This is a genomic window from Rhodanobacter sp. A1T4 (assembly GCF_014207185.1).
Lineage (GTDB): Bacteria > Pseudomonadota > Gammaproteobacteria > Xanthomonadales > Rhodanobacteraceae > Rhodanobacter.
Genome location: NZ_JACHCP010000005.1, coordinates 109,305 through 129,359 on the forward strand (window position 1 = coordinate 109,305; position 20,055 = coordinate 129,359).

The 20,055-nt window shown below is 60.0% G+C and carries 15 protein-coding genes; 7 read left to right on the top strand and 8 right to left on the bottom strand.

Annotation, left to right across the window (positions count from 1 at the left end; all coding sequences use genetic code 11):
- Window positions 1–120: 120 nt before the first annotated feature.
- The 4 genes from HDE80_RS11460 to HDE80_RS11475 all read left to right on the top strand — a co-directional run bounded on the left by HDE80_RS11460 (window position 121) and on the right by HDE80_RS11475 (window position 5,270).
- On the top strand, window positions 121–1,494 hold the full coding sequence (locus HDE80_RS11460; RefSeq protein ID WP_221437538.1) for a GH1 family beta-glucosidase: 1,374 nt from the start codon (window positions 121–123) through the stop codon (window positions 1,492–1,494).
- Window positions 1,491–2,780 carry an MFS transporter gene (locus HDE80_RS11465; protein ID WP_184670956.1) on the top strand — a complete coding sequence of 430 codons (1,290 nt, stop codon included), beginning with the start codon at window positions 1,491–1,493 and terminating at the stop codon, window positions 2,778–2,780. Before HDE80_RS11460 ends, HDE80_RS11465 begins: the two co-directional genes overlap by 4 nt.
- A gap of 70 nt (window positions 2,781–2,850) precedes the next feature.
- A complete protein-coding gene (locus HDE80_RS11470) occupies window positions 2,851–3,753 on the top strand; it encodes an alpha/beta hydrolase (protein WP_184670958.1) in 903 nt (300 codons plus the stop codon).
- A gap of 362 nt (window positions 3,754–4,115) precedes the next feature.
- A complete protein-coding gene (locus tag HDE80_RS11475) occupies window positions 4,116–5,270 on the top strand; it encodes an MFS transporter (protein WP_184670960.1) in 1,155 nt (384 codons plus the stop codon).
- 220 nt (window positions 5,271–5,490) lie between these two features.
- Here HDE80_RS11475 and HDE80_RS11480 read toward each other — a convergent pair whose 3' ends face one another.
- The 7 genes from HDE80_RS11480 to HDE80_RS11510 form a co-directional block, all read right to left on the bottom strand.
- Window positions 5,491–7,365: an endonuclease/exonuclease/phosphatase family protein gene (locus tag HDE80_RS11480; protein ID WP_184670962.1), complete on the bottom strand. Its 1,875-nt coding sequence runs from the start codon at window positions 7,363–7,365 to the stop codon at window positions 5,491–5,493.
- Window positions 7,365–8,633 (bottom strand): alanine racemase, encoded by a 1,269-nt coding sequence (locus HDE80_RS11485; RefSeq protein ID WP_184670964.1) that lies wholly within the window; start codon window positions 8,631–8,633, stop codon window positions 7,365–7,367. The genes HDE80_RS11480 and HDE80_RS11485 overlap by 1 nt, the downstream gene beginning before the upstream one ends.
- The gene (locus tag HDE80_RS11490) at window positions 8,630–10,054 is read right to left on the bottom strand and encodes a D-arabinono-1,4-lactone oxidase (protein WP_184670965.1); all 1,425 of its coding nucleotides are present in this window, start codon (window positions 10,052–10,054) and stop codon (window positions 8,630–8,632) included. Before HDE80_RS11490 ends, HDE80_RS11485 begins: the two co-directional genes overlap by 4 nt.
- Before the next feature lie 105 nt (window positions 10,055–10,159).
- Window positions 10,160–11,188, bottom strand: a complete 1,029-nt coding sequence (locus HDE80_RS11495; protein WP_184670967.1) for an AraC family transcriptional regulator — start codon at window positions 11,186–11,188, stop codon at window positions 10,160–10,162.
- A gap of 238 nt (window positions 11,189–11,426) precedes the next feature.
- Window positions 11,427–11,687: a hypothetical protein gene (locus HDE80_RS11500; RefSeq protein WP_184670969.1), complete on the bottom strand. Its 261-nt coding sequence runs from the start codon at window positions 11,685–11,687 to the stop codon at window positions 11,427–11,429.
- A 365-nt stretch (window positions 11,688–12,052) separates the two neighbouring features.
- Window positions 12,053–12,631, bottom strand: a complete 579-nt coding sequence (locus HDE80_RS11505; RefSeq protein WP_184670970.1) for an XRE family transcriptional regulator — start codon at window positions 12,629–12,631, stop codon at window positions 12,053–12,055.
- A 2-nt stretch (window positions 12,632–12,633) separates the two neighbouring features.
- Window positions 12,634–13,086: a nuclear transport factor 2 family protein gene (locus HDE80_RS11510; RefSeq protein WP_184670972.1), complete on the bottom strand. Its 453-nt coding sequence runs from the start codon at window positions 13,084–13,086 to the stop codon at window positions 12,634–12,636.
- A gap of 528 nt (window positions 13,087–13,614) precedes the next feature.
- Between HDE80_RS11510 and HDE80_RS11515 the strand changes: the two genes are divergently transcribed.
- Both HDE80_RS11515 and HDE80_RS11520 read left to right on the top strand, forming a co-directional pair.
- Window positions 13,615–15,954 (top strand): TonB-dependent receptor, encoded by a 2,340-nt coding sequence (locus tag HDE80_RS11515; RefSeq protein WP_221437539.1) that lies wholly within the window; start codon window positions 13,615–13,617, stop codon window positions 15,952–15,954.
- A 190-nt stretch (window positions 15,955–16,144) separates the two neighbouring features.
- On the top strand, window positions 16,145–17,347 hold the full coding sequence (locus tag HDE80_RS11520) for a Xaa-Pro peptidase family protein (protein WP_184670974.1): 1,203 nt from the start codon (window positions 16,145–16,147) through the stop codon (window positions 17,345–17,347).
- A 72-nt stretch (window positions 17,348–17,419) separates the two neighbouring features.
- On the opposite strand, the gene HDE80_RS11525 is transcribed toward HDE80_RS11520, so the two are convergent.
- Entirely contained in the window at window positions 17,420–18,757 is a 1,338-nt protein-coding gene (locus HDE80_RS11525; RefSeq protein ID WP_184670976.1) for an MFS transporter, read from the bottom strand.
- Between the two features lie 198 nt (window positions 18,758–18,955).
- Between HDE80_RS11525 and cyoA the strand changes: the two genes are divergently transcribed.
- The gene (cyoA, locus tag HDE80_RS11530) at window positions 18,956–19,993 is read left to right on the top strand and encodes a ubiquinol oxidase subunit II (RefSeq protein ID WP_255483714.1); all 1,038 of its coding nucleotides are present in this window, start codon (window positions 18,956–18,958) and stop codon (window positions 19,991–19,993) included.
- Window positions 19,994–20,055: the final 62 nt, after the last annotated feature.

The following is a 20,055-nucleotide window of genomic DNA, read 5'->3' on the forward strand; positions in this document are numbered from 1 at the left end:
ATAGCCAGCGCAAGCCCGGAACGCGTATGCCGAATCCGGGCTGCACTCGAGCGAAAGTGGTTGGCATGAGGTAGAAGCGGACATTCGAGTACCGGCATCTACATCTTGAACAAGATCACCTTGAATAAGATCGCCACCATGCACGAATCCGCCAAGAAACTGGATTTTCCCAAAGATTTTCTCTGGGGTGTGTCCACCTCGGCGTATCAGATTGAAGGCGCGTTGCACGATGACGGTCGTGGCCCTTCGATCTGGGATACCTTCTGCAGCGAGTCCGGCCGCATCGCCGACGGTGATACGGCTGAAACCGCCTGCGATCACTACCACCGCTATCCCGAAGACGTGGCACTGATGGCCACACTCGGTGTCGATACCTATCGCTTCTCGATCGCCTGGTCGCGCATCCAGCCGAGTGGTCGTGGTGCGGCGAATCCCAAGGGGATGGACTTCTATTCGCGCCTGATTGACGAGCTGCTGGCGAAAGGCATCAGTCCAACGCCGACCTTGTTCCATTGGGATCTGCCGCAAGCCCTGCAAGGCGCCGGGGGCTGGTTCAACCGCGACACTGCCGATCGTTTCGCCGAATTCACGCGAATCGTCGCTGAGCGTTTGGGTGATCGCGTGTCGCGCTGGATCACCCACAACGAAACCTTCGAGCACACCGTGCTCGGCCATGCCATCGGTACGCACGCACCGGGGCAGCAGTTGGGGTTGGATATCTTCCCGGTGGTGCATCACTTGCTGCTATCGCACGGCAAGGCGGTGCAGGCCTTGCGAGCGACACTGCCGGCAGCGGCGCAGATCGGTATCGCGCAAAGCATGGCGCGTGCGCGACCGGCCTCTGGCCGCGTCAAGGATCGATTGGCGGCACACCTGCTGGAAATCCTGCACCTGCGGATGCATACCGATCCGTTACTGTTTGGCCGTTATCCGCTGGAGCTACGCCTACTTGGCATAGACCGGTCGGCATTGCGCGCTGGCGATTTGGCGACCATCGCGCAACCGCTGGATTTCCTCGGCATCAATTTTTATAACCCGCAGTACGTCCGCAGTGGACCGAAGGGTGGCGCCGTGCCGATTGAAGCGGCCGAGCCACCTACGCACCTGGAGCGCACCGAGATGGGCTGGCCGGTGGATGCCGATGGCTTCGGCGAGTTATTGCTGTATCTGCGCAAGCGTTATCGCACCAAGTTACCGCCGATCTTCATCACCGAAAACGGCGCGGCATTTCCCGACACAGTCGATGCGCAAGGCCGCATCGATGATCCGCGCCGTATTGCCTACCTGCAGGCACATCTGCATGCACTGCGCCAGGCGATGGAGGCAGGCGTCGACGTACGCGGCTATTTCGTCTGGTCATTGCTCGACAACTTCGAGTGGGCCGAAGGCTATCGGCCACGCTTCGGGCTGGTGCATGTCGATTATTTGACCCAACAGCGCACCCCCAAGGCTTCGTTCGACTGGTATCGCCATGTGATCGCAGCCAATCGATGAATAAAAACGCCACACACGGATTCGATGCCAGGTCTTCCGGCAGTGCGTTGGACGAACCTCTCATACCGGTACGCGCGCGGTTTTTCACCAGCATGGCGCTGTCGAATCTTGGCGTATGGATGGCCTTTTTTGCGCCGATCCAGATCCTGCTGGCACAGCAGATGGAAGTTCTCGCACCGACACACAAGGAGTCTGCATTAGGCTGGGTGACCGGCATCGGCGCGCTGGTATCGCTGTTCGCCAATCCGCTATTCGGTGCCTGGTCGGACCGTACCATCTCACGCTTCGGCCGCCGTCACCCGTGGAATATCGGTGGTGCGCTGGTCGGTGCATTGGCCATGGTGATGCTGGGCCGACAAGGCACCCTGCTGGGCATCATGCTGTGGTGGTGCGTGGCGCAGTTCGCGCTCAATGCGATGCTCGCCGCCTTGACTGCCGAAGTGCCGGACCAGGTGCCGGTGACGCAGCGTGCGGTATGCAGTGCCTGGGTGGGTGTGACCCAGCCACTGGGTGTGGTGGTCGGTGCCTTGCTGGTAACCCAGCTGGCGCATGGCATCGCGCAGGGCTATCTGCTGGTCGCTGTGGTACTGATGCTGTGCGCGATGCCGTTTGTGGGACTGGTGCGCGATATACCTTTGCGACGCGATGAACGCTCGACATGGGACGGACGCGCATTCCTGCGTGGCTTCTGGATCAGCCCGCGTGAATATCCGGATTTCGCCTGGGCTTGGGCGACGCGCTTCCTGATCAATCTCGGCAACGCGATCGGCACCTTGTACATGCTGTATTTCCTGCGCGATCGGTTGCACTACGAGCGACTGTTTCCGGGCAAGGCGGCGGAAGACGGTTTGCTGATCGTGGTGGCGGTCTACACGGCTGGCGTACTGGTCGGAGCCTTTGCGGGAGGTGCGCTCTCCGACCGCAGCGGGCGCCGCAAGATCCATGTGATCCTGTCCAGCGTGGTGATGACGGTTGCGGCGCTGATGCTGATGCCATCACCCATCTGGCCGCTGGTGCTGGCGGCTTCGGCAGTACTCGGGCTCGGCTATGGCATCTACGTCGCGGTTGACCAGGCATTGATCACCCAGGTGCTGCCGCTGGCGACCGACCGCGGCAAGGATCTCGGCATCATCAACATCGCCAACTCTGCCCCGCAGGTAGCGGCGCCGGCTATCGCGGCGATCCTGGTGACGCAGCTGGGTGGCTATCCCGCGTTATATCTGATCACCGCAATATTTACCCTGCTGGGCGGTGTGCTGGTGCGCCAGATCCGCAACGTTCCCTAAACCGCCATACATCAACACGGCGTGCTTCTAGGGTGTGGGGGCTGCCTTACTTTTTTGACCTTGGGCCTACATGACATCACTTAAGAGCCGAATCGTTCGCTACACCGTGAAGAAAATGATCGAACGGACTGATCCAAACGCATCCGTGGAAGCGATACGCGCGCGCTATGAAGCCATGGCCAGAAAGCGCGAGTTACCCAAAGGAGTAACGAAACAGGCTACTCGTGCAGGCGGCCGCTACGCAGAATGGTTGCGGCCGACCGGCTCGACGAACGATCGGGTCATCCTGTATTTGCACGGAGGAGCCTATGTGCTGTGCTCGTGCAATACGCACCGTGCATTGGCCATGCGCATCGCCGTGGCCAGCGCGGCGTCGGTATTACTGCTGGATTATCGCTTGGCGCCTGAGCATCCGTTTCCTGCCGCACTTGATGATGCCGTAGCCGCCTATCGCGAGCTGATCAGCGATCAAGGCATTGCGCCAGGAAGGATTGCGCTGGCTGGCGATTCCGCTGGAGGTGGCCTGGCACTGGCCTTGAGCCTGCGGCTGCGCGACGAAGGCATGCCGTTGCCCGCTGCCGTCATCTGTCTATCGCCCTGGACCGATCTGGAACTTGCAAACCCGTCAGTCACCAGCCTCGCCAGCCGCGACATCTTTTTTCCCACCACGGAAAGACTGCACCGCAGCGCCGCCATGTACGCCGGCGACCTGCTGTTGGCGCATCCCTATATGTCACCGATCCATGCCGATCTCCATGGACTGCCGGCGCTGATGATCCAGGTAGGCGACGACGAAATCCTATTGGATGATTCTCGCTTGCTGGCACAGCGTGCCCAAGCCGCTGGAGTGGACGTGTCGTTGCGCGTATGGCCGGGGATGTGGCACGTCTGGCAAGCCTTTGCTCCCCTTTTTAAAGAAGCGAATGAGGCTATCCGCGACATCGGCACTTTCATCCGACAGCGAATAAATTAGGTGCTGAATCCAGCCGATAGGCGATGGCTCGACTGCTTCACCCGATATTCGGCCGCATCGATTTAAGCAAACCTCTTTCATTTGAATACAAACGGAAATACCGGTTTCAGCACATTCTGGATGCGGTATTCGTATGCCATGTCGTGTACTGATTTTGGTCTTGGTAATCAATGATCAATACCAGCGGCATGCCAGGCGAGGCAATAACAGATCATCCGCGACAGCAAGTAAGCGTACGCTCGCGTTTTGGCCCGATTTGCCCTTTGGCGTTCTCCGATGGTGTGTTCGACTGTGCATTGATCGGCGACAACGTACATGAGCGCAACCGACGCCAGTGATGGGGTAGAACCAAGATGATTCCAATGCGTTATCGCGTTCTCACGGTCTATGCCGCATTGCAGGCGTTGATGCAGTTCGAATGGCTGCGCTTTGCGCCGATTACGAGTGAGATCGCCATCCATTACAGGGTGTCGCAGAGCGCCATCGGTACGCTATCGCTGGTATTCCCCCTGCTGTTCATACCGCTGGCATTGCCGGCGGGTATGTTGCTCGATCGCGTGCCAGTGCGCACGTCACTACGCATCAGCGCGGTAGGGATGGCATTGGCTGCGTTGCTGCGCATTCTAGGGCCGAGCTACGGGTTTCTGCTGGCGGGGCAGGTGATGTTCTCGGTGCTGCAGCCATTGGTGTTGGCGTTGGTCGCCCGGTTGGCCGCGGTTTGGTTCGACGAAGACGAACGGCTGCGTGCGACCGAGATCTCCAGCATGGCGATGTTCGCAGGACTTGGCGTGGCCTTTGTGCTGGTGCCGATGATCGGGTATCAGACGTTGTGGCTTGATGTGCTTGTGTTGGGTGCGCTGGCACTGCTGACCTGGCTATGGGTGCCGGCCGATCCGCGCGAGGCTGCCACCACGCCAGGCCCTCGGCCATCATGGCGATCGGCGATGCTGGCGATGCTGCGCGCACCGACGTTCCTGGTATTGACCGCGTATTTCTTTCTCGCCAATGGCTATTTCAATGCCATTTCCACCTGGCTGGAATCGATTCTGCATCGGCATGGGATTGATCCGCAGACGGCCGGCATCGTCGCGCTCTGCATGCTGGTCAGCGGCATCATATGCATGGCGTTGATCGAACGCGTTTCGCGTCTGCTGAGCCTGCGCATGCTGATGCTGATTGCCGCGCTGGGCTCAATCGGTGTCACCGTGGTGCTGTTCAGCAGCGGCTCACCGATCGTGCTGGGTCTTGCCGGTATCGTACTCGGCGCGACCCTGTTGGCGCCGCTGCCGTTGCTGATCCAGGCCGTGGTGAACACCACTGGTGAGGAGCATGCAGGCACCGCAGTCAGCCTGTTTTTCTTGATGGGTAACGCTGGCGCCGCTGCCATTATCGCCGCGCTCGAGCCGATCGCCGATGCCGGGCAGTGGACGCTGGGTTGTTGTCTGCTGATCGCACTGCTGGTCGTACAGGGGGCTCTCGCTGTCATAGGAGGGCCGCGTCAAAAACAGTCCGCGTAAGCGCCGTTCTGTGAATTGCCAAATACCCGGAACCCCCTACCCGGCACGACATGTGCAACAAGCCTGTTACCTCGATGCCGTATCGCTTCACGACCGTAGTACTTGTCGATGTCAGACTCGAACATCCTCCGCAGCAGCAGTCTCTTGATCAACGACACACTCAGTTTCAGATGAGCAATGCCGGCCAATGGTCAGCGTGGTTTGAAGGCATTTCCACGCCTTATCGCTGCCAGTCGAATGTGGCCACTACCGGCCGGTGATCGGAAGCCGTGGTCTGCGGAACAGAAATGGCGGAGACCTGCAGCCCCTTCGACAGGAAGATGTAATCCAGTTGCATCGTTGGCTTGTCGGATGGCCAGGTGAACAACGGTCGCGCTAGTACCAGACCGTCCCTCAGCACAGCCAAAAGCGGCTGCAGGCGTGCATCACTGGGCTCCAGGTTGAAGTCACCGGTGAGTATCAGCGGCCGGTGGCCGGCATTGGAAAGTCGGGATATCTGATGGGTCAGATCGACGACCTCGCTGGCTGGTACACCTGCAGTGCTCTCTTGCATATGCGTGACGACCAAGGTCAAATCGCGGCCGTCGCCGAGCTTCAAGACGCCGCTGAGCGCGCCTGGACGCGTGGCCACACCGGGCGTGGGCAGGGTCATGGGCTGAACGTCTTGCAGCGGCCATTTGCTGAGGATCGCGTCGCCGAACAGCGGCTCGCTAGCGGGGCTGTAGTAGGCGTACATGTGCAATCGCCGCTGCAACAAGGCGAGCGAGTCGTGACCGCCAGTGAGCAGGAAGCCGCGATCGACTTCCTGCAACATCACCACGTCCGGGTTATTGGCACGAATGACCTTGGCCAGCGCATCCGGGTTGAAGCGACCGCCATTGGAAATGCCACTGCGGATGTTGTACGTCAGAATCCTGAGCGGCAGGCGGGTGGGCACATCGGTCTGTTCGGGTCCCATGGAAGCCGCTATGAATGCCGTGGCGAAACACAGCACGGCCAAGGTCGCGATACCGATGGTCAGCGTACGCGGTGGTACCACCAGGTTCGCCGAGCGGCGGCTCAATGCAGCGATGCCCATCATTGCCGCGATCACCAACACGAAGACGGGGCGTGGAATCGGAATGACCATATCGAATGCAACGTAGTAAGCGATCAATAACAGCACGCTCACCAGCAGCCCGACATAAGCGGCTATCCCTCGCCATGCGCTGCCAGCAACGCGCGCTTGCGCGGCATGCGCGAGCGTTGCCGGAATGACGAATGCCAGCAAAGCTTGTGGCCATGCGATCCAGATCGGAAATGCTTCGCCATGACGTGATAGATCCGCGAATGCGGTAACAACCATGATCAACACGGCAGTCAGCCAAGGTCCGCGTATCAGGCCACCGCGCCACGCTGCCCATACGCCGGCCGCAGCCCCCACACCTACCAGTGCGCCGCCCCACCACGTCGGTGGCCAATAGATACCAGCCCAGGTGCGGCCGATCGTCGTGCTGATCAGGCCGGCGAGAATCAGCGCCGGCATCGCCGCCATCCACAAGGCCGCACCGCCCTTGCCGGTCACGTCACGGCACGCCCAGCACCCACCGAGCAACAGCACCGCAGCCATCGACAGGATCGGCCAACCGGACCACGCCGGTTGCCAAGTCACGTCGACCGTGCCCGTCGCCAAGTTCATCAGCGTCGTCGCGGCCAACGCGATCGCGAAACCGATGGCCGCGTCTCGTGGCGCCCAGCCGCGCACGGCGATGGCCACCAGCCAGGCCATGCCTGCGGATGACGCCACGCAGCTTGCATACAATTGCCATGCGTCGCTGGCACCGGCCTGCAGCAGGATGTGTGCGGCAACCTCGACAGCGGCAGCGATCAGTGGCAGCCAACGCCCCCAGCGGGGCATTGCGAGCGGCACGGCCAACACCAGCGGCACGATCCAGGCCAGACAAAACACCACGAAAACACTGTCCGGTGTCGTTCCGGCCGAACCATAGATTGTGGTGAAGGAAGGTAGCCAGATGCGAAGGCTGTCCAGCAGCAGGAACGAGCCGGCCGCGGCAGCCATCGTTGTACTGCGCGACATGCTCGATGCGGACGACATCAGATTTCTCCGAATGGCAGCCACTCATCGACGACACGACCATCCTCGATCACACGTACCGGACCGTAGTGCAGCAACGTACCTTCGGACTGATACGGGCGAAAGAATACGGTGTCGTTGACCGCGAGCGCATGTTCGCGAGGGCCGTTGAGGATGGACTGGTTGAAGCTGAGACCAAACTGTTTGTTGGGTAACAGTCCCACTGGCGAGGCCGGCTGCGCTGGCCAGCCACCGCCATAGATGAAGTAGCTACGTGCACGCTGCGCACGTCCGCCGAACAGCAGCTTCGACAGCCACGCCGGTCCCGGCAGGCGCGTACCGTCCTGCGCCTTGAGTACGGGGGTGGTGATGAATACCGCAGGCTCGAATTCCGCCAGCAGGTCGATATCGAACTCGAGCGGTTTGAGCAGCGCCGAGCCCGCGGACACATCGTTGAGCGGCGAGTTGTGCCGATGCAAGGCAACGGTCGGGCTGCCGGCACCGTTCCAGCAGAGCGTCGGCGCCAGTTCGGGGAACTCCGCGCGCGCCACTGCCTGGAATGAACGATACGCATCGACGGCCTTGCCGAAACTCGTCTCGCGACTCTGCACCAGACCCGGCAATTTGCCAACGTGAGCGTCGTAGCCCATCAGACCCGCAAATTCGAGATGCTCGGACGCGCCATGCAGTTGTTCAAGCATGACGCGCAAAGCCGACGGATCGGTCACGCCACCGCGATGCAAGCCGACATCGATCTCGACATTGACGCGTAACTTCGTGTCTAGACCGCGCGCGAGTTCCAGATATTCCTGCAGCCGCGCCGGCGTATCGATCAGCCATTGCAGCTGGCGTGCGGGATCGAAAGAGGTATTACCCAGATGCCGGTAGAAATGCCGCGCGGCAAGCACAGGCATCGGCTTGCCCATCAGCAGATCGCTGTCGGGAAACCGCTGTGCCACCTGACGCAGCTGTGGCTCATGAAACACCATCAGTGCGCTGGTCTCGGTCAGCTTCATGGCCTCGTCCAGCAGCGCCGGCACCGGTAGCGATTTCTCGACCAGGCGAAGTTGCGCGTTCGACGCAATCAACGCCTTCAGGCGTACCGCGTTGCGGCGCAAACGCGCCCGGTCGATCACCACGCTGGGACTGGCAATGCCAGCGTGACTCAGCGCGTTCTGCAACCCGCTGAAATAACTATCGTGGGGGCCGGCATGAATCGCCGGCGAGCTGTCGCGGATGGTATCTGGCGACGATGGCGCAACCGACGTGGTGGAGCGGTCCCGACTCATGCCTTTGCCATTCCGAACAACTGCCGCAAGTGCGGATTGAGAAACTTTCCGCGCGGATCGAGTTCATTGCGCAGACGCAGAAAGCGCTCGAGATCGGGATACAGAGCATGCAGATCTGCACTATCGACGGTATGCAACTTGCCCCAGTGCGGGCGGCCGTTGTGACGGCGCAGCACAGGCTCCGCCACTGCGAACAACGGCCGGTAATCCTGCTTGTGATATTGATGCACCGAGATTGAACAGCGCGCTTCGCCGATGGCACTCTGGAATGGACTCAGCCAATAGTCATCGGCGGCGACGAAGCGGAACTCGATCGGAAAGAATACGCCGATCTTACTCTTGCTCACCGCCTTGCAAACCTCATCCAGACAGGATGCCCCCGTAGCTAGCGGTACCTGGTATTCCATCTCGTTGAAGCGCACGTTGCGCGCCGATGCAAAGATCTTGTGTGACCAGTTGACGCGTTCAGTGGGTTGAATGAAGCGGCCAATCATCGCTTGCAGTCGGTGCCCCAGGCCTGGCAACCAGCGGGTGAGTTCGCAGCTCAATCTCAGCATGGCATCGTCGGAGTCGGCGCCTTGTGTTGCGCCTGTGGGCGGCTCTTCGGTGAGATCGAGCGTCTTGACGATGGCTAGACGGCTGAACGGAAAAACCAGGAGTTCGAAGTGACGATGTTGTCGAACCCACGTATCCATCTCGGGCAATAATTGATCCAGCGGTAGCAACTGCACGCGCTCGTGCAGACGATAGGCCGGCACGTTCTGCAGCGTGACCTGGGTGATTACGCCGAGCGTGCCCAGCGACACCGCGGCCGCGCGAAAAAGGTCGCCATCACGATCACGACTGCATTCGAGCACGTCGCCCTGCGCGGTCACCAGTCTCAGTGCGGTGGCGCCGGCAGCGATACAAGGTAAGGTGATACCGGTGCCGTGCGTAGCGGTGGAAAGGGCACCAGCCAGACTTTGCCGATCGATATCGCCCAGATTCGGCATGGACTGGCCGATGCCGTGCAGCAGAGGGCCGGCGTCGAACAGACGAGTGCCGGCCCACAAACGAGCCTGCTGTTTCTGCGTGTCGTGGCTGATCAAGCCGCTGAGGTGATCCAGCGACAGGATCGCGCCGGATGTCGGCACCAACGGGCTGAACGAATGACCGGCACCAACGACGCGCACGCTGGCTGCGTCGCGCACCCCCTGACGTAGCTCATCTTCGTCCTGCGGTGACCATTTGGCGGAAGGTTGCGCGCGCTGCCCACCGGACCAGTTCTGCCATGCCGGCTGCGCGCCATGCAGGCCATCATCCAGGCCGGTGCGTGGCGCTGGGGGTGTGAAGTGACGGGACAACACACCACGTTTCCGCGGCGCCGCCAACGGCTGCGGATGCATGGGTTCATCGGCAAGCCGTGACGGTCTCTCAGACATAGGTGCTGGCTCGAAGCTCTAAAGCGCTAGTGCAGCACAGCTCCTGTGGGTGCTACAGGGGTCGGTAGCGGCCAAATCCGATAGCGACGTTTTCGCGTGTTCGCGTTACACGCCTGCGTTGCGCCGCATCGTCCCCGGCACTTCACCTACCCAACGCTTGAAAGCTCGCCGGAACGCGCGCGCATCGCTGAAACCAAGATGCTCACTGGTCTCTGCCACCGTCAGTCCTTCATCCCGCAGCATGTGTTGCGCCTTCAGTGCGCGCAAACGTTCGCTCAATATGCGGAACGATGTGCCGGCCTCGCTTAGGCGTCGACGCAAAGTACGCGAGCTCAGGCCAAGTGCCGCCGCAACCTCTTCGACCGACATCGCCACGTTGCCGGTCTGCTGCAATACGTGTTCGATGGCGGCCACCGTATTAGGCGTGTGCTGACTCAATGCGCGCGCTTCCAGCAAGGCGCGCAATTCGGCGGCGGCCACCGGCGAATGGCTGGCCAACGGCAGCGCAAACCAATGGCGCGGAAAAAGACCACGGTTGCGTGGCTGTCCGAAGCGCACCGGGCATCCGAACACTTCGGCGTAACGTGCGGCATGTGGCGGTGCAGGATAGTCAAATTCAAGAGCCTGTGGACGATAACCGCTGCCCAGAAGAATACGGACCAGCACCATCACACTGGCGTACAGTTCTTCGACCACGAACGTTTGCACTACCGGGTCGCTCGTGCGCGGCTGTCCGATCAGAGCACCGAGATCGTCGTTGAGTTCAAAGCTGACGTCCATCAGACCACCGCTTTGTCCTTGATAACGCACACCGATATCGACGGCCTCGCCGAATGTGCGCATCGCGGTCATGGCAAAGCCAGGCAGACCGAAGTGACTGATGTTCTGGCGCCGCCCCACTTCGAGACCCAGATCGGTACGGCCGGTCAGCTGGATGGCACGTCGGACGAGACGCCCGACCTGGCGATTGGAAATCAACTCGCCGGCGCACATGTCGGCACTGCTGATGCCTACATCCGCACATAAGCGCTCGGGCGCAATACCGAGTTCGCGCACCAGTTCGGTCAGTTCCGCCAGCGCCAACGGCGCGATTTCAGGAGCAAATTGACGTGGATCGAGTTTGGGACGTGGCACGTCTGACCCCCTATGTGGCCGCGATGGTCCCCATCCTACGCTCGCTTTTGCCGTCTAGCTCCGTGCGTTGCAGCATCCCTTGCAATTGACCGGATTCGTCCTATGCCCGGCATCGAACCCGAATCGAACGGCCGTGGACTTTCACGGCGAGCTTCAGCGCCCTGATACTCCAGCAACTCGATTCGCTCCCCGCTGTGTCGATGATGGTCAGCGATGAATTATGCCGTTCAATGCACCATCAACCACGGCAGCCTGCAATGATCTCTTCAAGAAATCGGATGACCTCATCGTGAGCGCCATCTCGCACGAGTTCAGCGGCCGTTTTATTACCCAGCTCATGAATTTGCACGGTCCTGAACCAATTAAGGGCATGTGCATCGTCAGCATCAATACGGGCAGCCCAACGCAGTACTGCTGCAGTCGCTGCACATTGGATAGCCGGATAGCTTCCATGCGCACGCAATGGGGTAGACGAAAGGCGTGACATGCTGTTGTTCATGGTGCCTCACTCAGTTTCAGAGTTTCTCGGATATCGAACCCGATGCCAGTAAACCGCCCAGCCAGCGCCTAGAACCGGTCGGCGAGTGCCCGCGTGCGCACCGGGAAGCATCTTCTCCGGCGGCGTCACCAGCGCAGTTTGTCAGGGGACCTGCGAGCTGAAGCAAACTTCCAGCGCGCCTGAATATCGGACCGTCGAGGATGCCGATGGTTCACAAAGTGCGCGGCTTTCAGCCGGCAGCGCTGAAAAGGGCGGTTTCAAAATTTCGGATCTTCGGAAGCGAAAAAGTCAGCTACTGACGTCACTTCGAATTAAACCGAATGCAATGGAGGTCACTGCATTTCCGACAAAATCACCAGCGGCTCTCAATCGTTGAAGATCGCCGGTGTACCTACCCAGATCATGCGCACTTCAACCTTGCCAGCGTTGCGCATGTTGTAGGGGTGGCGTTGATCGAAGTGGGCGCTGTCGCCAGCCTGTAGGACAAACTTCTTTTTGCCAACGCACATTTCCAACTCACCACTGAGGATGTACCAGAAGCCTTCGCCCTCACGATGGATGGTGGGCGCTACCAGACCGGGCGGCACGATCAACCGCAACGCTTCCATTTTTCGTTCGGCGTGTCGGCCACTCAGGCGCTCGTAGATCACCGGCGAATCGAGTTCGATGCGATCGTGCTCGTTGGCGCGGCATACGATCTGGCTCGGCGTTGGCACCCCGACGAAATAATCGACATCGACATCGAGCGCCTGCGCGATGGCTTCCAGTGACAACAGCGAGGGCGACGCCAGATTGCGCTCGATCTGCGACAGAAACGGTATCGACAAACCCGATCGGCTGGCGAAGTTCTGCAAGGTCAGACCGAGTCCACGGCGTCGGTCCCGGATTGCCGCGCCGATACTCAGTCCGCTGGATTTGTCCCGCTGAGGTGCGGTACTGGCCATCGTCAGGAGGTGTGGTCAACAACGATAAGCCACTGCTTGCCCACCTTGTGGAACAGCAGCGTGGTGATGCCGGATACCGTATCGCCAGTGGCAGGTTTCAGTGAATAGCGGCCGATCACGAACGCATATTGCGGCCCGACTTCTTTCACATCGATCAACTGCAGGGAAAGCTGGCCCATGCTGGCGCCATTGCCGTTGTGAAAACGTGCGGCATACATCGACTGGATCGCGTCGTAACCAACGGTGACGCCCTTGGGATTGATGTAGCGGACCGTCGGCGAGTTTTCGTAGAGCTGCATGAAGGTTTTCAGATCGCCAGCCGTCCACGCCACAGCGCTCTCATTGAGCGCTTTCTCGATCGACGCGTGCACGGTATCCGTGGTGGTTTCAGCGATTGCGGGCATGGAGACCACGATAGCTGCAGTCATGCAGAACAGTAGAGGAATAATTTTCATGGCGATCCTCAAAGATGATAAATGGCGGGCTATCGCCCCGCGAGCAAACAAAATCTGATCGGCCAACGTTGCCGGTGAAGCATATCGCGCAGACCAGGATCCGGCTCACTAAAGCCATACCCATTGCCGCGCCTCCGGTGCATGGCGCTTTTCACCGGACACTCAAACTGACGCAGGGCGATGGCAAAAGCCATCCTCGTCCTAGCCTAACTTAAAATACTTGACGTCATCATAATTTTTTGATTTGATCAAAATCAAGCATGACGCACAGCAACATAAAGTCGCGCAATGCCTGCAAAAAGCAAGATCGGGTGGTGGCGGCTGTGACATTGGCGAGCACATCCCTCTTCCGGCAAAGCCGCTGATCGTGCGGGTCTTTCGACCAGCGGATCGGGTGAGTAATAGAGGGATGAAAGCAAACGCATGCCGGACGACGGGCGGCCGTGATGGATGGGCTGCACGTGATAGGGGAAGCTCGGGAGCACCAAATCCATCGTGATTCGATAGCTACATAGCCAGGGGAAAATTATGAATAGTCATCTGGGCCGAGCCCTATTGCGCACAGCCATCGCGGCCGTTCTGGCCAATGCAGCACTGGCAGACATGGCTTGCGCACAAGAAGCGTCTGCCAGCGATACAGCCACGCCCAAGCCGGCGGCGGCTACCAGCACGTCCAAACTGGCACCGACAGCAACCACCCTGCAGGGCATCGTCGTGACGGCGGCCAAGCGCGAGCAGAATATCCAGAAGGTGCCGATCAGCATGACGGCCTTCTCCGGCGAGCAGCTCGAGCGCCAGGGCGTCACCAGCCTGCTGGATCTGGCAAGGATTGCACCGGCGCTCAACGTTGCATCGTCCGGTCCCGGTGAAAACAATCTGGTCATTCGCGGCATTTCTTCCAGCGCCGGCTCGGCAGCAACCGTGGGCTACTACCTCGACGATGTGCCCATCGCTGCCTCCAGCAACGCCGCCCTGCTCTCGACTCGCGGCGTGATCGATCCGTCCGTGTTCGATATCTCGCGCGTCGAGGTATTGCGCGGACCACAGGGCACCATCTACGGCTCCAGCTCGATGGGCGGCACGATCAAGTACGTGACCAACCAGCCCGACACGGACAGTACGGAGGCACGCATCAAGACTGACGTCTCGGGCACCTATCACGGCGGCCCCAATGCCAACGTCAACGGCGTGCTGAACATTCCGCTGATGCCGGGCGTGGTCGGTCTGCGCGTATCCGCTTACTACCGCGATGACGATGGCTTTATCGATCGCTACCCGATCGACCCCACCAACTATCTGGCGGCCGAACCGAACAGCAAGAAGCAGGACAACGTCAACACTTACAAGACGTATGGCACCCGTATCGCGATGCTGATCAAGCCGAACGACACGCTGACCATCACTCCAAGTTTCATCTACCAGTACTCGAAACTGGGATCGCCATTTACCTACGACAAAATTCCCGCCAGCCTGGATGACGCGTATCAGGTTCGCGACGTCAACGAAGCCAACATCCAGAAATCGACGATTTCCAACCTGGCGATCCACAAGCAGTTCGACAGCGTCGAACTGATGTCGTCGACTTCATACTTCACCCGTGATGTAAGCCTGCGCGACGATGCGTCCAAAGTTGTCAATTATTTCTTTGGATTGCCGACCGTCTATCCGGTGCCGATGTATGGCGATTACAAGAACAAGGAATTCACCGAGGAAGTACGTGCCACCAGCAAATTCGATGGCCCGTTTCAGGCCTTGATCGGTGCGTTCTATCACGACGTCAATGCACCACTCGCGTCCTCCATCCCCTTCCCCGCAGGCTTCAACGAAACCTTCGGCACGCCATTTCCCGGCTATTCCACCATCTATGCCGGAACCCGCAACGCCACCCTCGATGAGTACGCGATCTTTGGTGAGGCCTCCTACAACATTACCGACAAGTTGAAAGCCAGCGTCGGCATGCGTGCGTTTGAAGTGAAACAGTCCTTTGCGCAAACAGGCGATGGCCTGTTCAACGGTGGTTACAGCAGCGTCACGAGCGGCTCGAAAGACTATGGCAGCACTCCGAAGTTCACGCTGCAGTATCAGCTGACGCCAAGCGACATGGTCTATGCCACCGCTTCGGAAGGCTATCGTCCCGGTGGTCCGAACAATCCGGCACCGGCGGCACTTTGCGGCAGCGAAGTCGCCGGGCTCGGGCTAAGCCAATCGCAGCTCAACAAGTACGGCCCCGACTACTTGTGGAACTACGAGCTGGGCATGAAAACCGCATGGCTCGACAACCGGCTCACCGTGGACGGCTCGATTTACCACGTCGACTGGAGCCGGGTGCAACAGCAGATCGTGCTGAGCTGCGGCTTCAACATCACGGCCAACTTTGGCAACGCGACGAGTCAGGGTGGCGAGCTGGAAGTGAAATTCCTGCCGATCAATTCGCTGACGCTCAGCGCAGGCGCGGGCTATACCGATGCCTATCTGAAAAACGATGTGCCAGGAACGCCCGCAAAAGACGGCGACCGCCTGCCCAACGTGCCGCGCCTCAGTGGATCCACCGCGGCCGAATACCGCTATCCCGTCAACGAAACCTACAACGGCTTCCTGCGTGCTGACATCAGCTACGTAGGCCACGAAACCTTTCTCTACGACCGCACCAGCCCGTTCTACAACCGGGGCGGATTCACTACCACCAATTTCCGTATTGGCGTCGAAGGTCGCAATGGCATCGACATTTCCTTCTATGCCAACAATCTGTTCGACAAACGGGGCGAGACGGATCTTCCGGTGGCAATCTCGGCGGATCTTCCAACGACCCGTCGTGTAGGTATCAACCAGCCGCGAACCATCGGCATGACGTTTCAATACCAGTACTGATTCTTTTCGACAGCCGGTCCTGCAGTGCAAGAGTTATGCGCTGCAGGACCACTGCGGCAGATCTCCACGCTCAGCCTTGCAGTTGCTGCACAGAAAACGGCACGAGCAAATTCGATGTCTATCTCGCTGCATAACCACGCCCTGAACCCGCAGCAAGCGGGCCTCGCAATGAACCACGGGGATTTTCCAGATGGCTTGCACATCCGATCCATCCGTCATCCATGACGCATTGAGCCGTATTCAACCCTGGCAGTCGGTGGCCGCACCCATAAGCCGCGAAGAACGACTCATACGTATCGAACACGCCCGTGCATTGATGGCTGCGACCGGTATCGATGCGCTTCTGATCGGCGCCGGACCCAGCTTGCAGTACTTCACCGGCGTTGGCTGGGGCATGATCGAGCGCCTGCTGGCGATGGTCTTGCCGCGCGAGGGTGATCCCGTGCTGATCTGCCCAGCTTTCGAAGCCGGATCGCTGAATGCGGTTTTGGAAATCGATGCAGACGTTCGCCTCTGGCAGGAGCATGAAAGCCCTTATGCCCTCGCAGCGAGTTTTCTCGATGACGCGGGCATCAAACTGCTGGCACTCGATCCTTCGCTACCGTATGCCATGACGGAAGCATTGCGAAAGGCCGCTTCGTCATCACTGGCGATCTGCAGCGCGGCGGCCGTTATCGATGGCTGCCGCATGAGCAAATCCCGAAATGAACTGGCGCTTCTTCGGCAGGCAAAGCAGATGACACTCGACGTGCAGCGACAGGCGGCGGCAATTCTGCAGCCCGGTATCGCGGCCAGTACGGTGCGTCGCTTTATCAATGACGCACATCGCGCCATTGGCAGCGAGGGAAGTACGTTTTGCATCGTTCTTTTTGGGCGATCGACATCATTTCCGCACGGCCTCCCGCAGGACGACATTCTTGCCGAAGGGGACATGGTGCTGATCGATACCGGTTGCGCGGTGCAGGGTTACCACTCCGACATCACTCGCAGCTACGTGTTTGGCGAACCGACGACCAAGCAACGCTTTATCTGGAATCTGGAACAGGAAGCCCAACAGGCCGCCTTCGATGCTGCAAGACCTGGCGCGCTCTGCGAACAGGCCGATGATGCCGTGCGACGTGTGCTGCAGCGCGGAGGCTTGGGTCCCGATTATCAATTGCCTGGTGCGCCCCATCGCACGGGACACGGCATTGGACTGTCCGTGCATGAAGCACCGTATCTGGTCCGCGGCGACCGGACCGAGATGCAGCCGGGCATGTGTTTTTCCAACGAGCCGACCATCGTTATCCCGGGTGAATTCGGGGTCCGTATCGAAGACCATTTCTTCGTGACTCCGACAGGTGCCGAATGGTTCACCGATCGCTCGGTGTCGATCGACAAGCCGTTCGCCTGAACGTAAACGCTGCAGCGCTTGTGCGCCAGCCGAAACCCTTTGAGGTTTGGACCGGCGTGATGCTGGTACCGATCAGTCGCGGGATTCCAGCGCCCGATTGATCTTCAGGGCTAGCAACGTGCATGCAGCGCCGGACAGCAGGTAAATGCTCACGGCGGCCAGTCCGAATTTGACCGACAGCGCCAGCGCCACGAACGGCGCAAATGCTGCGCCGATCAACCAGGCGAAGTCGGAGGTGAGTGCCGCACCGGTATAGCGGAAGCGAGAGAGGAAGTTGGCCGTCACCGTACCCGAGGCCTGGCCGTATGAAATGCCCAGCAGCGCAAAGCCGATCAGGATGAACGCATCTTGCGCGGCCGGGCCACCATCGAGCAGCCACGGCGTGAACAAGGCAAAGATGCCGATCAGTACCGCCAACGTACCCAGCGTATTGCGCCGGCCGAAACGGTCGGCGATGACGCCGGATGCAATGGTGCCGAGAACGCCCACGACAGCACCGACGATCTGCACGATCAACACGCTGTCGATCGACTGGGTCGAATGCAGCGAAATCCATGACAGCGGAAACACCGTCACCAAATGGAACAACGCGTAGCTGGCGAGTGCCGCGAAGGCGCCGATAAAGAGGTTGTAGCCCTGGGCGCGGAACATTTCAGTGATACCGATCGGCTCCAGATTGCCCTCTTCCAGCAGCTGCGTGTATTCCTCGGTCAACACCAGCCGCAGGCGCGCGAACAGCGCGACCACGTTGATCGCAAACGCGACGAAGAACGGATAACGCCAGCCCCAGTCCATGAAGTCATCATTCGAAAGATTGGCGTGCAGGAACAGGAACAGCGCGCTGGCGATCAGAAACCCGATCGGTGCGCCGAGCTGGCCGAGCATGGAGTACCAGCCGCGCTTGCCCGCCGGCGCATTGAGTGCCAGCAGCGAAGGCAGACCATCCCATGAGCCGCCGAGGGCGAAACCCTGCAGCATTCGGAAAAACGCCAGCAGCACGATGGCTCCCCCGCCCAGGACGCCATAGCTGGGCAGGAACGCCATGCCCACCGTGGCCGTGCCAAGCAGAAACAGCGCCAGTGTCAGCTTGAAGCCGCGCCCCATACGACGCTGTATCTCCATGAACAGCGTGGTGCCGAACGGGCGTGCAATGAAGGCCAGCGCAAAGATCCCGAACGACATCAGCGTGCCATCGAGGCGGCTCTCAAACGGGAAAAACACCGAGGGAAAGACCAGCACCGACGCAATGCCGTAAACGAAAAAGTCGAAATTCTCGGAGGCGCGGCCAATGACGACGCCTACAGCGATCTCGCCGGGGGCGACTTTCGAGTGGCCGGCGGGGACGTGACCGCCGTCATAATCCGCGATGTGCGGGGACGGATCATGCTGTTCTTGGGTAATGCTCGACATCGGCGTGCTCAATTCGGGACGTATGTTGCGTCAGCGATATAATGCGCTCATTGCGAAGGATCGCATCCGTGGCCTGACGCCGCCATAGGACAAAGTGTCCTATTCCTGCATTGCAGCAACCAGTGTACCTTTTTGACTATCCCCAGACAGTTCTACCCTCACGCAATGCCTCTCAAAAAGACCCTCCGTGGACTGCTGTTGCTCCCTGCCCTGGCATTGTTGGCAGGCTGCAATGCCGTATTGCTGCATCCCGAAGGCGATGTCGCGCTGCAGCAGCGCGATCTGATCATCGTTTCCCTGGGACTGATGCTGTTGATCGTCATTCCGGTGATTGCGCTGACGCTGTTTTTTGCCTGGCGCTATCGCGCCCGCAACACGCAAGCCTCGTACGATCCCGAGTGGCACCACTCGACCATGCTCGAGCTAATGATCTGGGCGGCACCGCTGCTGATCATCATCGCCCTGGGGGCATTGACCTGGGTCAGCACGCACAAGCTTGACCCGTATCGCCCGCTTGACCAGCTGTCTAAGGGTCGCCCGGTGGCCGCCGGCACCCGGCCGCTGGTTGTCGAGGTGGTCGCGCTGGACTGGAAGTGGCTGTTCTTTTATCCCGAGCAGGGCATCGCCACCGTCAATGAGCTGGCCGCACCGGTCGACCGGCCCATCGAGTTCAGGATCACCGCCACCAACGTGATGAATTCATTCTTCATCCCATCGCTGGCGGGGCAGATCTACGCGATGCCCGGCATGGAAACCAAGCTCAACGCCGTCATCAACAAGGCTGGCGAGTACGAAGGCTTCTCGGCCAACTTCAGCGGCGACGGCTTCTCCGGCATGCGCTTCAAGTTTCACGGCATGAGCGATCAGGATTTTGACACGTGGGTGCAGCAGGCTCGCAAGAGCAGCGAAACCTTGAGTGTGGATACCTATCAACACCTGGAACAACCCAGCGAGCGCGAGCCGATCCACTTTTACGCCAGCGTCGCGCCCGGCCTGTACGACGCCATCCTCAACAACTGCGTGGCTGCGGCGCAGAAATGCGCCGACTCGATGATGGGCTTCGCCAGCGACGCCAGAACTAAGGCTCCGGACATGCACGCCATGATGCGATCCGGCGATGCCGCGCACGCCGATGCTGCCGTGGCCCATGACGCCATGTCGATGTCGATGCCAATGCCGGCCGCCAGCGAATCGAAAAGCGCCCCCGCCGCCGCGCCGTCAGGTCACACGCCGTGATGCCGCCCAGCGACCCTGCCTGCCTGTGGCGCGCTTCGCCATTCAGCGCCCCGCTTTTTGAA

Bases quoted from the DNA above. Each gene is read 5' to 3' on its own strand.
- HDE80_RS11465 (WP_184670956.1), top strand. From the start codon at position 1,491: ATGAATAAAAACGCCACACACGGATTCGATGCCAGGTCTTCCGGCAGT.
- HDE80_RS11470 (WP_184670958.1), top strand. From the start codon at position 2,851: ATGACATCACTTAAGAGCCGAATCGTTCGCTACACCGTGAAGAAAATG.
- HDE80_RS11475 (WP_184670960.1), top strand. From the start codon at position 4,116: ATGCGTTATCGCGTTCTCACGGTCTATGCCGCATTGCAGGCGTTGATG.
- HDE80_RS11480 (WP_184670962.1), bottom strand. From the start codon at position 7,365: ATGTCGTCCGCATCGAGCATGTCGCGCAGTACAACGATGGCTGCCGCG.
- HDE80_RS11485 (WP_184670964.1), bottom strand. From the start codon at position 8,633: ATGAGTCGGGACCGCTCCACCACGTCGGTTGCGCCATCGTCGCCAGAT.
- HDE80_RS11490 (WP_184670965.1), bottom strand. From the start codon at position 10,054: ATGTCTGAGAGACCGTCACGGCTTGCCGATGAACCCATGCATCCGCAG.
- HDE80_RS11500 (WP_184670969.1), bottom strand. From the start codon at position 11,687: ATGAACAACAGCATGTCACGCCTTTCGTCTACCCCATTGCGTGCGCAT.
- HDE80_RS11505 (WP_184670970.1), bottom strand. From the start codon at position 12,631: ATGGCCAGTACCGCACCTCAGCGGGACAAATCCAGCGGACTGAGTATC.
- HDE80_RS11510 (WP_184670972.1), bottom strand. From the start codon at position 13,086: ATGAAAATTATTCCTCTACTGTTCTGCATGACTGCAGCTATCGTGGTC.
- HDE80_RS11515 (WP_221437539.1), top strand. From the start codon at position 13,615: ATGAATAGTCATCTGGGCCGAGCCCTATTGCGCACAGCCATCGCGGCC.
- HDE80_RS11520 (WP_184670974.1), top strand. From the start codon at position 16,145: ATGGCTTGCACATCCGATCCATCCGTCATCCATGACGCATTGAGCCGT.
- HDE80_RS11525 (WP_184670976.1), bottom strand. From the start codon at position 18,757: ATGTCGAGCATTACCCAAGAACAGCATGATCCGTCCCCGCACATCGCG.